This is a genomic window from Phascolarctobacterium succinatutens CAG:287 (genome assembly GCF_000434895.1).
GTDB classification, from domain to species: Bacteria; Bacillota; Negativicutes; order Acidaminococcales; family Acidaminococcaceae; genus Phascolarctobacterium_A; species Phascolarctobacterium_A succinatutens_A.
Genome location: NZ_FR892800.1, coordinates 27,580 through 42,521 on the forward strand (window position 1 = coordinate 27,580; position 14,942 = coordinate 42,521).

Below are 14,942 nucleotides of genomic sequence, written 5' to 3' on the forward strand. Positions count from 1 at the left end.
CCTCACATCTCGGTTATCGCTTATTTCTAAGCTCTCAGCCAAAACTGCTCCTGTCAATAAGCTCTGCCCTCTCTGAATGAATCACCGCCGTATAATCCTGAGCATCAACTAGCCTGATAATTTCTTCGATCACCTTCTTAGACGCATGGCCACTAGTATGTAGCTGCACTGTAGGATATTGTGTACACAGCCTTGCTAAATCCTCTTTATAATATTCAGCTCCCTTATCCTTAATATAACCTTGCCACTGAGAGTATATTATTAACGGTTGTAATTCCTTATATTTTTCCCAGAGCTTCTTTACTGTAGCCACTGCCATCATCCCGCTCACGAAAATAACTGCTCCTTTTTCCTGCAGATGCCTATCTTGTATTTGGTAGGTGCTGTTATCATGCAGATAATCCTTATCTAGCAAAAGCGTATACATTTTATAAGGCTGCCACGGCTTCTCACTCTGCTTGTGATATAAGCGATTGCAAAGCTCTTGCTTATATTTATAATAGCTTTTAAACTGCGCCAGCATATAGCCATTTAACAATACATCTTTCCGCTTACATCTGGCCATGCGGTAAAAATTCTGTAAACGCGTAAAATTAGTAGATGCACATAGGCAAAAAATCAGCTTATGCTGCTGCATCAATTCCCCAGCCTGCTGAGCCATCTCCTCCTCGGTTAAATAGTTATCTTCCCGCGTAAGATTTGTTCCTTCTGTAATAAGCACATCCACAGGTTTTTTCAGAACATAGCATTTTAATAGCTTTTTCAGCTTATCTCCAATATAACCATGTGTCCGAAAATCACCCATATGTAAAATACGCTTATCCGGCGTTTCGATAAGATACATCATCGCCGCTGTTGCAGAATGATCAATCGTATAGGGCGTAACCTTAATATCCCCAACCTTGATTACATCCTGCGCCCAAATAATATGCGTGTGTGCTGCGTCCTGCAAAAGCTCCACCTGTTTACTATACTTGTTATCGTGTCTAGCCAAGGCTGCGTATGTATTAATAAGAACATCCCTACACAAGCTGCTCATATAAAGCGGAATATCTGGCAGCAGCTTCTCAAAGCAGCCAATGTGGTCACCATGATAATGGGTAAAGAACACTGCGTCATACTGTGCTTCACCAGACGTCAAGCCAACAACCTCTACATCATCCTTATACCTGCTTCCTGGAAGATTTTTACCAAAATCAATACAAATTTTCGTTGTCTCTGTGCTAATTAAAGTTACACAGCCACCAATCTGGTCTGCATGTAGATATTCAATATTCGTAGCCATGATTACGCTCCTTTCTATTCCTTGCTTATATAATACTAAACATGAGATACTAAAAATGCCCCATCTGCCTAGAATTTTGGCTATAAAAAAACCGCCTAAAGTTAGATTTTTAGGTCTAACTTCAGACGGTCGTTTTTAAAAATATCTTTTGGAAAACTCCTTATTCCTACCTTTAGGCTGTCTAATATATTTTTGTTTTTACTTACCATCCTTCCATATTTTATTATGCCTTATTTCTACACCATCCGCAAAAATCCTGCTGTCATAATTCCCGCCTTCTCTATATACATGTAAGCCTTATTTATACAATGCCAGCTGGCTTTCCAGATATTTTTTATACGCTTCACGCACACACTCAGGGCCTGTAATAATCACATTACCGCCCATGCCTGCAACCCAGTTAAAAAATCCACCCTCAGCCTGCACCTGCACGCTGGTCGTAAAATATTCCTTATCGTTTTTACAGTCACTAATATTCAGCAGATTACCAAACGTTCCCAATACATCCAGCCGTGTCCGCTGCCTGCAATGCAAATTTACCCGCTGCGTATCACCAAACCACATATTAATATGCTCGCGCAGATAATCACTAATGCCCTTGCCATCTGCCAACAATTTTTTATAAGTCTCATTGAGCTTGATATCTTTAGCTGCCAGCTCCGTTTCCTTTACATTAATCATACGGGAAACACGGTAATGGCTGAAATTTTTATATTCGCCCGTGCAGGCAATCACATAATAATCATTTTTCGCAGGCACAAGATAATAGGGACTGACATAATATATCATACCATCATTGCGCAAGTCCTCCTGCGCAGGCTTTGCCAGATGCTTATCATTGTATTGAAAGCTAATCTGCTTACGTTCGCGGATAGCCTCTAATATCCTGTCAAAATTATACTTAGCCTGCTTTGTCGCCACATTCAGACTCTCGTCACGGATAACAGCCTTTTTGAGCAGCTCTTTATCAGATTCCGTGCCCAAAGTCATAATTGCATCGCCCAGCTTACGCGCATCATCTGCTGCCAGAAAGCGAGCAGATGCAACGGCGTCCGCCAGCATTTTCAGCTGATAGCCTTCAAATGTTCTCTGCTTACCGTTCATATACTTGCCTTTATTATGGTTTGCGCAGCTCTCCAGCTCATAGCCACACTCATTAATACTTGCCCAGTCCCGTAAAATAGACTTACGGTCCGGGAGTTTATCGCAGGTTCCATCCTCTAGCAGCTTCTGCTGAATCTCTGTCACATTCAAAGGATGTTCCTCGTCTGTATTCAGCATATATTCAAAAACGCGCAGCAAACGACATTTATTTGGATTCTTTTTCATGTAAGCCACCACCTTCACCTTAAAATAATTTTCATAAGAAACCTTTCATGTCTACTATACTACTAAAGATATACCAAAAATAACCCTGCTGTCAAGCTATACAAATATCTTGAAGAAGCTTTTAAATGGTGCTTCGTACTATAGTTCCTCCCATCATTGACAGTTATTAAGTATTTCTTAACAACTGAATCTTTCCTCATAACGTTGGTCCACTCGAAATATGCGACTGCGCCAAAATATCACTTTCAAATACGTAAAACATCTCGTTTTTAAATCTGCCAAAGAAAATTTCCATAATACAGTTGTCATAGCAGTTGCCTTTTCTGGACATTGATTGAATGTACATATAGCAGTGATATATTTTATCTGCCGTACAAAATTAAAACTACCCTCCGCCATGCTCTGTCCAACATGACGAAGGGTAGTCTTTTCATTTATATCCTATATATACTGCCAATGTCCCCTAAGCAAATATATACAGAAAGAAGGAATTTGTAAGTGTAAGCATCTTTGAAGCTTTGTGCGTCAGGGCAGCTTCCGCCCCGTCTATAATAAATTGTTCTCTATCCAATTTATGTCTGCTGACCGCTCCCATTCGGGAGCGTTGCAGACGTTTTAAGAAAGGTGGTAAGACCTGAGTCTTTAGTTAATTATGCTGCAGTCGGGAAGAACGGCCATACGATAGGAATAACGATGATTGCAACAATCATGCTGACTGCTACCAGACCGCCGCCGCATTTAACATAATCCATGAATTTGTACTTGCCAGGGCCAAGTACCAGGGTGTTCGGAGGAGTACCTACCGGAGAAGCGAATGCACAGCTGGAAGCAATCAGGATTGCCATCAGTACAGCTTTCGGAGATGCACCCATTTGTGCGGACAGTGCGATGCCAACCGGGCACAGCAGAGCTTTAGAAGCGGTGTTGCTCATAAACTGAGTCAGGACAACTGCCAGACCGAAGAGTACTGCAGTTACCAGGTACGGAGACGGGTTACCGCCCATCAGGCTTACGGTGAATTCAGCAATCAGCTTGCCAGCGCCGCTGGTGTTCATAGCTGTTGCAACAGGAATCATGCCTGCAAACAGGAAGATGGTAATCCAGTCGATGGAGTTATAGGCTTGTTTTTCAGTGATGCAGCCTGTCAGTACGCACAGTACCGCTCCGACAACAGCAGCCAGTTCCAGAGGAACGATGCTGGTTGCCATAGAACCGATAACGCCAACCATGATGATACCGCAGATCATCTGTTTTTTAGGAGTAGTGTTGGTAGCATCAATCTCCTGCTCTACATCTGCAACCTCATCGGTTTTAGCTTCCGGCAGGATATATTTGCCAAGGAACATCATGTAAACGATGCCGGCAACAGTAATAGGAATGCCGATGTAGGCATATTCAAAGAAGCCAAATTGCAGCTCCGGCATACCAGCTGCTTTCAGAGCAACGTTTGCCAGAATGTTCGGCGGGGTACCAATCAGGGTGCAGGTACCGCCAAGGCCGGCAGCGAAAGCCAACGGCATCAGCTGACGGGAAGCGGAAAGCTTTGCTTGTGCGCAGATACCCATAACTACAGGAATCAGGCAAGCGGTGGTACCGGTGTTAGACAAGAACGCAGACATAACAGCTGCAATAACCATAAGACCAAACATCAGGCTGTTTTCATTGGTACCAAACAGCTTTACTACAGCGCCGCCAACCTTTTGAGCAAGGCCGGTGTAAAACATAGCAGCGCCAACGACGAACATACCGCCAAAAAGAACTACAGTAGAATCTGCCAGGCCAAGGAAGATTTGGTTCTCAGGAACCAGGCCCAATGCACTGCAGGCTATAGCAGCCAGAACCGCGGTCATTGCCAGCGGAATCATTTCGGTAACGAATAACAGTGCAACTACTGCTAACAAAATCAAGCATTTAATTGCTGGTGTCATAAAAATTTCCCTCCACTTATTTCTTCTTAAATAGGTTTACATATTGAAAAGTGTTTACAAAGAGCTTGCCATCTTCGCCTCGATGCGGGAAGACTTTACCTTCCTTTTTCCTGTTCTCGATGGCTCGATAGTAAAACTTCTTGTCTACCTGTTTCAGGTACTCCCGAATCTTAGAATCTTCTTTTTCATCATTCATGATAAGTGCAATGTCCAAAACTTATCAGCTCCTTTCTTGTTCTTTTTGGAGAGTGCCTTTCACTGTTAGAGATTATACAACATATTCCAAAATAATAAAAATACCTAGTTGGAATAGAAGTTATATGAATTAAGTATATTTCAGAAAGTAATTAAATACATTTTGGAACTAAATTCCACTTGTTTTTTACAGCAGGCAGTTTTACATTATACTATAATTATCGCCGGAATAAAAATACCTATGTAGCATTATTCATATATCCGTCAGGAATATTTTAGGCAAACAAAAAGCCAGTCTGCCAACGACGTACAAGGAGGTAGGCTATAACGTCATCGCTCGCGGACTGGCATATTATAATGCTGCTGTATAAAGCTTAAAGCAAAATATTCTTAAACCATTTACTATAGTATTCTCTGTCCAACTCTTTGAGATAGTTCAGTACAAAGCTCATCTTTCTTCTTAACCTCTTTTTAATGCTTTCAGGGATGCTTCGCTCAGTTTGAAGCCCTGCACTCTTCTGCTGAAGGCAAAGCCTTTTTCACCACAATGCGGGAATACTTTTGCTGCACCATTGCGTTGACGGCACAGATGTGCGAATAAACCGGTTTCTTTTTCGACTGCCATTTTTGTTTCAGCCATGATTGTTCTCTCCTTTGCTTTGAATAAGTCAATTTGTCAATTTGCTCTGTATAAGGCCCTTGCTTTATACGCATTTAGTATAACAGATATTGCTTAATAAGAAAAATAGCTAATAGGAATTATAGATATGACATTTTATTATTGCTTTTTGGCATTCTTCTGTTCTATAATAGCCTTAATCGTTGAATTTCTTGAAAATGTACTAGCAATATGATAAACTGATTGTATTATACCCATATTTAGAATCTATTATTGTTTCTATTTTACATAAGTTTAGTATTAGTTGGAGGTCTGCAAAACATGGAATTAGACAATTACAGAAACTTTTTGGCAATTATCGAAGCCGGTAGTTTTACCGGTGCGGCTGATTACGTACATATCGCTCAGCCGGCCCTCAGCAAGCAGCTGCGTGCTCTGGAAAACTATTTCGGCACCAAGCTGATAATTACCACCCGCGGCAGCCGTCAGATTCTCCTGACCGAGGCAGGACGCGTCCTCTATCAAAAAGCAAAATATATGTGCGCTTTGGAGGATCTTGCCAAAAGCGAAATCGAAAACATCATGGGCGGTGTTGTAGGTACGCTGCGTTTCAGCATTGCCAACTCCCGCAGTGCTTTATTCATCAAATCCTCACTCAAGGATTTCTGTACTCTTTATCCTAATATCAAATGTGAGCTGTTTGAAGCAAGCATAAACGAACAGACACAGCAAATGCTTAATGGTATTACTGAGTTGGGCATTTTGAGCGTACCTGTTGAGCATCAGGATAACTTTGAGGTTCTCTTCCGTCGCGATGAAGAGCTGACAGCTGTTTTCCATAAAAACTCCGTTTTCCTGGATGACAGCAAAAAGGTTGTCACCCTTAAGGAATTAGAGGATGTACCTCTGAGCATCAGCTCCGGCTGCTCCGAAATCTTTCTCAAGGCCTGTGCGCAGGCATCCATCGTACCGCGTATCACCTGCACCAGCACCACACGCAGCACTACTTTGGAATGGACACGCGTCAAGGCAGCAGTTTCTATCGTGCCTGTAGAGTCCGGAGAGGACCTTGGTGAAGAGTTTATCACCCGTCCTATATCCGACATCAAGGCAGACGTTTACAAGACCGTTGTAAAGGTTAAGGACAGACCGCTTTCCGTCGTTGCCCAGCATTTCCTCAAATTCTATTCCAAGACACGTAATTCACAGCAGGTATGCAACCTGGATGAAGTCCTGAAAAACTCATCTTTATAAAATAAAAAACCGCCTCACGGCGGGGTTTTTTTTTTTTTATATTTTTTTTTCTCACGGCGGTTTTTTTGTTTATCATACTATGCTTATGCTTTCCTTGCGAAGGCAATAAAAAAGCCGCCTTACCCGGCGGTTTTTTTATTGTTGCATTGTCACACCCCTGTAACAAGCTACACACGATAAAATTGGAGGAGAAGGAGAATTTGAAAAATCTTTACGTAGCAGAACAGCAAATTGTCCGATTTGCTTAGTTTGTTCTAATGTTTGGGAAATCAATATTTCGCCCTACATTTGATAGTTGAAAAAACCGTCTTTGCAAGCAAAGACGGTTAATGCGCACAATTAAGATAGCTGCCACTCTCACATAAACAGTATCTTGTCTGTTAACATCTTCTCCTGTCGCTCGCAGGTCAAGCATATGCTTGTACGAAGTACTTTGCTGACTCCAGGCAAGCCTGTTACAGCGGCGGGACCGTGTGGATTTTCACCAATTAGCGCTTCATACGAAATATTGATTTGTTGCTTTTAATTATACTAAGTCCGATTAAGAATGTCAAGACTTTAGCGAAAAAGTTCCCTAAAAAATTATTGTAAGAACTCATATTACTAAAGAGGCACTTATTTATTGACTACAAAAGAATTAGCATCTCTTACTCTTTTCTGGGCAAATCTTCGCAGCATTTGATCCGGTTAACATCATATTTTCCCTTGCAGTAATGTCCTTTTGCAGCATCCGCAAGGCATTATATAACAAAAAGGCTGTCACTGATGAAGCTTCATCAGTGGCAGCCTTTTTTATGTTTGCCGGTCAAAAATCACCACTGGGTGCTTTCTTGCCGGACTTTATTTGTTTTGATTGCGATGCCTCATTGAAGCACGATCAATATCAAAGGCATTAATCAGCTCGGTAACAGCCTGACTTGGGGATACCACGCCATTAACAGCTGCTTCCATTACTGCCGGTAAGCGTCCTTTAATCATCGGGTCTTCAAAGAACAGGTTATGTAAATGCTCGTCAATCATGCTGTTAACCCAAGAAATAGTCTGCGATTTACGACGTTTGTCGAAGGAACCGCATTCCTTGGTAACCTTTTCGAACTTGCGCATTACTGCCCAAAGCTCAAGCAGGCCTTCCTTGGTCAAAGCAGAGCATCTGTAGGCGTGAGTTTTCCAGCCTTCGGTAGCAGGACGGATGAATTCAATCATACGCTCATACTCACCCTGGGTAACGATAGCTTTCGGCAGATTGTCACCATCGGCTTTGTTGACAACGATAGCGTCGGCAACCTCCATGATGCCTTTCTTGATGCCTTGCAGATCATCACCGGCACCGGTCAGTACTACCAGCATAAAGAAGTCAACCATCGAACGGACAGTGATTTCGGACTGGCCTACACCTACGGTTTCTACTAAGATAACGTCACAGCCTGCAGCCTCGCAAAGCAGCATGGTTTCACGGCTTTTACGGGCAACGCCGCCCAAGGTACCCTTTGCAGGGGACGGACGGATAAAGCAATTAGGTTCACGCGAAAGCATCTGCATACGCGTTTTATCACCCAAAATAGAGCCACCGGTAATAGAGCTGGTAGGATCGACAGCAAGAACTGCGACCTTGTAGCCCTGATGACACAGCATCTGACCAAAAGACTCGATAAAGGTACTTTTGCCGGCACCCGGTACACCGGAAATGCCAATGCGCAAAGCTTTGCCTGTACGCGGCAGGAGAGCCTGCAGGACACGCTGTGCTTTATCAAAATCCCTCGGTGCATTGCTTTCTATAAGAGTAATAGCTTGAGATAAGGTTTTACGATCGCCTTCACTGACTCCTTTTATTAACTCTTCCGGACTAGGTTTTTTCCTCAAGGGGAATTTCCTAATATTATCCACAGGGTTATACTTCTCCTCGCTGACAGCGTTTACGGCACTGTCAATCCCGCCCATTACAGAGCAGGCAAAGTTAGGATCTTTTTTCAGGGGTACCCAACTCGGCCTAATATCTTTTTCACCAGTTTCAGGCATTTATATCACCTCAGTCTTCAGCGTGTTCAGCTTTTGCACGGTCAACCAACATTTGCAGTAATTGGATGCAGCACTTAGGAATGTTGGTACCAGGTCCAAAGATGCCTGCTGCACCATGTTCATACAGGTAGTCATAATCCTGTGCAGGAATTACGCCGCCGATACATACCATGATATCTTCACGGCCACGTTTCTTCAGTTCTTCAACGATTGCCGGCAGCAAGGTTTTATGACCTGCAGCCAGGGAAGAGAAGCCAACCATATCAACGTCGTTATCTACAGCGTCTTGTGCAGATTCTTCCGGAGTCTGGAACAGAGGACCAACGTCGACGGTCCAGCCCATATCAGCGAAGGAGGTTGCCAGAACTTTTTGTCCGCGGTCATGACCGTCTTGGCCCATTTTAGCCAGGAAGATACGAGGACGACGGCCTTCAAGTTTTTCAAACTCATCAGCCAGTTTGGTAGCTTTTTCCATGTCATCGTTGCCGCTGAATTCACTGGAGTATACACCGGATACAGTGTGGATTACAGCATTGAAACGACCGGATACTTTTTCAACTGCGTCAGAAATTTCACCGAGGGAAGCACGGTCGCGAGCAGCTTGTACAGCCATTTCCAGCAGGTTGCCGTTGTCACGGGTTTCTGCTGCGCGGGTGATAGCTTCCAGATCGCGTGCAACAGCGTCGTTGTTGCGTTCTGCTCTCAGTTTTTCCAGACGTTTAATCTGAGCGTTACGTACAGCGGTGTTATCGATGGACAGTACGTTCAGCGGATCTTCCTTAGCCAGACGATATTTGTTCAGGCCAACGATAGTTTCTTTACCGCTATCGATGTTAGCTTGGCGACGAGCTGCGCACTCTTCGATACGCATCTTCGGCAGGCCGGTTGCAATAGCTTTTGCCATACCACCGAGTGCTTCAACTTCCTGGATATGAGCCCAAGCACGGCGAATGATTTCGTTGGTGAGGTATTCAACATAGTAGGAACCGCCCCACGGATCGATAATCTTGCAGACTTTGGTTTCATCCTGGATGTACAGCTGGGTGTTACGAGCAAGACGAGCGGAGAAGTCGGTCGGCAGTGCGATAGCTTCGTCCAGTGCGTTTGTATGCAGGGATTGGGTATGGCCCAGAGCAGCAGACATAGCTTCCATACAAGTACGGGAGATGTTGTTGAACGGATCCTGTTCGGTCAGAGACCAGCCGGAAGTCTGGCTGTGAGTACGCAGTGCCATGGATTTCGGGTTCTTAGCGCCGAAGCTCTTAAGAATCTTAGCCCACAGAACACGAGCAGCACGCATTTTAGCAACTTCCATGAAGTAGTTTTTGCCCATATCCCAGAAGAAGGACAGACGTTTTGCGAATGCGTCTACAGGCAGGCCTGCAGCTTCACCGGTACGGATATATTCCATACCATCGGCCAGAGTGTAGCCTAATTCAAGGTCGCAGGTTGCGCCGCACTCTTGAATATGGTAACCGGAAATGGAAATACTGTTGAATTTAGGCATATATTTGGTGGTATATTCGAAAATATCACCGATGATACGCATGGACATAGCAGGCGGATAAATGTAGGTGTTACGTACCATGAACTCTTTCAGAATATCGTTCTGAATGGTACCGGCCATGATGGATTTATCAACGCCTTGTTCTTCACCGGATACGATGAAGAATGCCAGTACAGGCAGTACTGCGCCGTTCATGGTCATGGATACGGACATCTGATCCAGAGGAATACCGGAGAACAGGATGTTCATATCGAGCATGGAGCAAACAGATACGCCTGCTTTACCAACGTCACCAACTACACGCGGGTTATCAGCGTCATAGCCGCGGTGAGTCGGCAAGTCGAACGCGATGGACAGACCTTTTTGGCCTGCAGCCAGGTTACGACGATAGAATGCGTTGGATTCTTCCGCAGTGGAGAAACCTGCATATTGACGTACAGTCCACGGACGGAATACATACATTGTGGAGTAAGGACCACGCAGGAACGGAGGAATACCGCTCATAAAGTCCAAATGGTTACATTTATCATAGATATCCTTGGTGTACAGCGGAGCTTTAGGAATACGTTCCAAGGTAGTATCATAAAGGGCATCGTAATTTTCGCCCATTTTTTCTTCCAGATTTTTCTTCCATTCGTCATAAGAACAAGAAGGATGATCAGGAAGGGCTACTTTAGTGAAATCCGGATTAATGCTCATTATTCAATCATCCCTTTCTTCTTTTGCAGCATCTTCAGAGTTTGGAAGCAGTTAGCTTTTACGCTGATGAAATCGTCAACGCCAGCATCTTTGTAAACTTGTTCCAGGTCTTTCGGAGCAGCGCCGGCCAGGAACAGAGTAGCGGACGGTTTCATAGCTGCTTTAATCATCGGAGCCAGTTTCGGAACGATTTCCGGATAGGTAGCATCGGTGGAGCAGATAACTGCAACATCGTAGTCGCCTTCTTTGAAAGCTTTCAGGCATTTTTCGTATTGATCGCCATCTTCGCCGTCTTGGAAACCATCGTTCAGATGAACGTTGAATTCACCAACCTGCAGGAAAGAGGTGGAGAAATCGGCACGAGCTTTATGTTGAGGAATCGGTCCCATGTTGCACAGGAATACTTCAACATTTTTGCCGGTTTTCTTAACATAGTCTTCAGTTTCGAAACGCAGTGCTTCATAGCGCTCGGTCCAGTGATGAGCAGCGATTGCTTCAACGGTTTCCGGAGCTTCAGCCTTGCAGGATGCAGCAGCAACCTGGCCGATAGTAGCACCATTGCTGAATGCTTCGATTGCGCCTTCAACAGTTTCAACAGTAGCCAGCTTGCCAGCCAGGTAGTTGGTGTCGATATCAGCAACGTAAGCAGCAACAGCAGCTTCGCGTTCTTTCTTCAGTTTCGGAGTGTCCTCTTCGCGGCGCTCCAGCGGTTCTTCGGTCATGTTCGGGTACATGTTTACGCCAACAGCGCGATCGCTGCGCATTTCCAAAGCTTTGAAGCGCTTAGCCAGAACTTCAGCAACTTGTGCTTGCGGATAGCCAGCTTCCAGAGCTTTAATGATGCCGCCCATTTCCTCAACCTTTTGGAACTCAGCCCAGATTTTTTCGGTAATCTGCTTGGTCAGGGTTTCAACGCCCCAGGAACCGCCAGCAGCATCGATCGGGCTCAGCATACCAAATTCTTCTTGCAGCATTACATGCAGGTTACGAGCGATACGACGGGAGAATACGTCGCCTTTACGGATCAGCTCGTCAAACGGCGGATTGTCATAAGTGCAAACGCCGCCTACAACGCTGGAGAAGGTTTGGGTGCAGTTACGCAGCATGTTAACATACGGGTCAACAACGGTTTTGGTGAAGCGAGCGCAACGGCCATGAACCTTAATAGCACGGTCTGCTTCTTCAGCACCGAATGCTTCCATAATAGCTGCCCAGATCATACGCAGGGAACGCAGTTTTGCGATTTCCATGAAGAAGTTTGCACCTTGGTTGAAGCAGAAGTACAGGGAGTTAGCAATATCGTGCAGCTCAACGCCACGTTTTTGCATTTGACGTACGTATTCAACTGCAGTAGCGAAGGTGTAAGCAACCTCTTGTACTGCTTCCGCACCGCCATCGGTGTAAGCATCACTGTTGATGAAAACAGTGCGCAGCTCCGGAGTATTAGCTTTAGCAAATTTAATGGTTTCAGCCATTTCATCATACAAAGCATCCAGAGAGGTTTCGGTTTTACCGGTTTTTACCAGCTCGCCAATCGGGTCGCCGCCGATAACACCACGCAGGGTTTTAACATCATGACCAGCGCCCTTCAAAGCAGCTACAGTCAGAGCCAGCAGGTTTTTAGCGCCGGCACCGGTGTACATCATAATAGGATATTTGTCAAGTTTCAGACCATCCAGCAGAACGCTCATATCTTCAACGGTAGTAACATTCACGCCAATATCGCCGGGTTTTTCTGCATCTTTAACGTCTACGCCGTTTTTGGTTGCAGTATCCAGTTTGATATTGTAAACAGTGGAGCCTTTAGAAATTTCTTCCTTCAGCAGCTCGTTGTTTTCAGCCGGCAGGGTTTCATCGCAAGCTTGTGCAATGCCCCAAGGCTCGTGTACATAACCGTTAACAGTTGCGCCACGCAGGAAATCGCCCATACCGGGATAATCGTTGGTCGGCAGAATTGCATCAGTGCCTTTACGAGTATAAATCGGGTCAAAGGTAATGCCCTCGTAGTTTTTGGTATACATGATCTTGTCAAAGGGTTTGCCCTTCAACAGTACATTACATGCCTCCACCCATTCATCCCAGGTGGGTTCGGTAAATTCATCAAAAGTTACCTCCGGGAATTCGGTTACTTTCTCTGACTTACGCAACATGGCTTCCAGTTCTTTGTCTGTCAACGGTCTTTCGCCATCAACGACTGCTGCAGTTTTTTGTTGTTCATCAGCCATTCAAATAATCCTCCTTTAATAATTTAATCATTACTGTGAAAAAGCTCACAGCACCAAGCTGAAACGCATATCACCTCCAGCCAATCTCGTCTGCTGATGCAGCTGCTATCCGACCGCTCTCACCCGGTCATCAGGGGACATGTGCCGCATCCTTGCTTGGATAGATTTTAAGAAGCAAACAGCATTTATATACACGGTCACGGTTGTCCAGGCCGTATATAACAAAATAACAGGCAGTTTAATCTGCCAGGAATTCCTGCAGACGTCCGTAATTAATCTGGACTCTGCGCAGCTCGTTTTCTTCAGGCATGGTATCATTAAGAATCATGTTGCCTAAAGCAGCACCCGGCTCTGCGCCGCGGTTCTGCATAAAACGGGCATAGTATTCAATCTGCGGAACATCTTCGGCAGCCTTGTATATAACAGCAGCCTGTTCCAATGGATCTTCTGCGATGATATAGGGATTTACACCTTCATTGAAGTATTTTTTCAAAAGCTCGCAGATATCTGTCTTTTTGGGGTTATATTGCACACGTACGCACTTTACTTCCAGCTCACCGCTGGCTTTAGCACGTCCGGCAACAACTTCTTCAACGCCTTTCATACCTTCAAAGGCTGCTAGCAGTTCAGCAATTTTGCCTGCCAAATATAATTCTTTCATATCAATAACCTCCCTTTAAACAGCAAAAAATAAAGCCACCACATCTGTGATGGCTGGATTGTCAGCACGACAGCGCACCCCTACGCTGTCGCACTTGAGAGGAGAAAGGAAATGTTCTCAGCTAAAAGAAAAATTTGAGAATGGGATTTGAAAAACACGATATGTCCAGTATCGCGGACAAGTATGACAGATAGCATCGATGGCCCGGCCACTCTCCAAAAGGTCACAGCCATCACGTGACCTTCAATGGCATAAGAAACAGAAAACCGTTTCTCAAAAAGAATCCTTCACCCAATACGGGCGGGACTTTTGAAAAACGGCGAAATATCAAAAGCTACTAGGCGCACAAGCCTATACTACAGCTCTACGACATCTCTCCCCGTCTCTCGCAGGTCAAACGACGATGCATCTTACAGGCAGTTCTTCTGGCTTCGCTTCTTCACGTGTTTCACCTTCCCAGAGGACCCCTCCAGTGGTATAAACAAAACACGCTCCACGTCACAGCGGCGGGACCGTGCCGGACTTTCACCGGCTTCTCTATTGAGCTTTCGCACCTGTAATATCAATATCAACTTGTTGACTTAATTATAGCAGTTACTATTTACCTTGTCAACCTTTTTCGTGGATTTTTATTTTTGTATTTGTATTCCATGTATGTAGCAGTCTTATGTATATTTGTGTCCATTTCTGATTAACTGTTCTTTGTATTTAATTTATATATAATACAATATAAAATCTTCAATATTGCAGTCAAAGCAGGCTTTTTGACAATAAAAAACGCCTACAGCTCAGCTGCAAGCGTCTTTACGATTTAGCAATCTTCATTTTTATACCACCTGTTAATGGATATAGTAGAAATTCATTTCATATAAAGCTTTGACAAATTTTTCCAGCATTATTCTCACCTCCCGAAATCAGTGAATCATATACCATTTAAAGTTACACAGAGTTTCAACAAATTTTTCAAAAGTCATTTTTACATCATCCCTTCTGCTTTATTTTAAGGTCTTGCCTTTACATGCATTAAGTATAACACCTTATGATGTTTTTGTCCACTATGGACTTTTTATGTCCCGTTAAATGGTTGAGAAGCTCCAAAGCCTTATAGCTTGGTGCTTTACAAGGATTTTACATGCAAAAAATAAAGAGGACTGCAAGAAAAATTTTTCTTAAATCAAGAAAAATTTTCTGCAATCCTCTAAAATTATGTCTGCTTAGCCTTAA

At 44.2% G+C, this 14,942-nt stretch carries 10 protein-coding genes and 1 riboswitch; of the genes, 1 reads left to right on the forward strand and 9 read right to left on the reverse strand.

What is annotated here, in order from left to right; all coding sequences use genetic code 11:
• Positions 1-34: 34 nt before the first annotated feature.
• The 5 genes from BN587_RS07175 to BN587_RS07195 form a co-directional block, all read right to left on the reverse strand.
• Positions 35-1,285: an MBL fold metallo-hydrolase gene (locus BN587_RS07175; protein ID WP_021720456.1), complete on the reverse strand. Its 1,251-nt coding sequence runs from the start codon at positions 1,283-1,285 to the stop codon at positions 35-37.
• Between the two features lie 297 nt (positions 1,286-1,582).
• A complete protein-coding gene (locus BN587_RS07180) occupies positions 1,583-2,614 on the reverse strand; it encodes a helix-turn-helix transcriptional regulator (RefSeq protein WP_021720457.1) in 1,032 nt (343 codons plus the stop codon).
• Between the two features lie 650 nt (positions 2,615-3,264).
• Positions 3,265-4,542 (reverse strand): SLC13 family permease, encoded by a 1,278-nt coding sequence (locus BN587_RS07185; protein ID WP_021720458.1) that lies wholly within the window; start codon positions 4,540-4,542, stop codon positions 3,265-3,267.
• A 16-nt stretch (positions 4,543-4,558) separates the two neighbouring features.
• Positions 4,559-4,756, reverse strand: coding sequence for a hypothetical protein (locus tag BN587_RS07190; RefSeq protein WP_021720459.1), 198 nt, complete (start codon positions 4,754-4,756; stop codon positions 4,559-4,561).
• Between the two features lie 441 nt (positions 4,757-5,197).
• Positions 5,198-5,377: a hypothetical protein gene (locus BN587_RS07195; protein WP_021720460.1), complete on the reverse strand. Its 180-nt coding sequence runs from the start codon at positions 5,375-5,377 to the stop codon at positions 5,198-5,200.
• A 300-nt stretch (positions 5,378-5,677) separates the two neighbouring features.
• Here BN587_RS07195 and BN587_RS07200 point away from each other — a divergent pair, with 300 nt between their 5' ends.
• Positions 5,678-6,610: a LysR family transcriptional regulator gene (locus BN587_RS07200; RefSeq protein WP_021720461.1), complete on the forward strand. Its 933-nt coding sequence runs from the start codon at positions 5,678-5,680 to the stop codon at positions 6,608-6,610.
• Between the two features lie 840 nt (positions 6,611-7,450).
• Here BN587_RS07200 and meaB read toward each other — a convergent pair.
• The 4 genes from meaB to BN587_RS07220 all read right to left on the reverse strand — a co-directional run bounded on the left by meaB (position 7,451) and on the right by BN587_RS07220 (position 13,718).
• Complete coding sequence (gene meaB, locus BN587_RS07205) at positions 7,451-8,626, reverse strand: methylmalonyl Co-A mutase-associated GTPase MeaB (protein WP_021720462.1); 1,176 nt, start codon at positions 8,624-8,626, stop codon at positions 7,451-7,453.
• A 10-nt stretch (positions 8,627-8,636) separates the two neighbouring features.
• Positions 8,637-10,832: a methylmalonyl-CoA mutase gene (scpA, locus tag BN587_RS07210; RefSeq protein WP_021720463.1), complete on the reverse strand. Its 2,196-nt coding sequence runs from the start codon at positions 10,830-10,832 to the stop codon at positions 8,637-8,639.
• Positions 10,832-13,057, reverse strand: a complete 2,226-nt coding sequence (locus BN587_RS07215) for an acyl-CoA mutase large subunit family protein (RefSeq protein ID WP_021720464.1) — start codon at positions 13,055-13,057, stop codon at positions 10,832-10,834. Before BN587_RS07215 ends, scpA begins: the two co-directional genes overlap by 1 nt.
• A 238-nt stretch (positions 13,058-13,295) precedes the next feature.
• A complete protein-coding gene (locus BN587_RS07220) occupies positions 13,296-13,718 on the reverse strand; it encodes a conserved domain protein (RefSeq protein WP_009144834.1) in 423 nt (140 codons plus the stop codon).
• A 398-nt stretch (positions 13,719-14,116) separates the two neighbouring features.
• Positions 14,117-14,291, reverse strand: a riboswitch (cobalamin riboswitch).
• Positions 14,292-14,942: the final 651 nt, after the last annotated feature.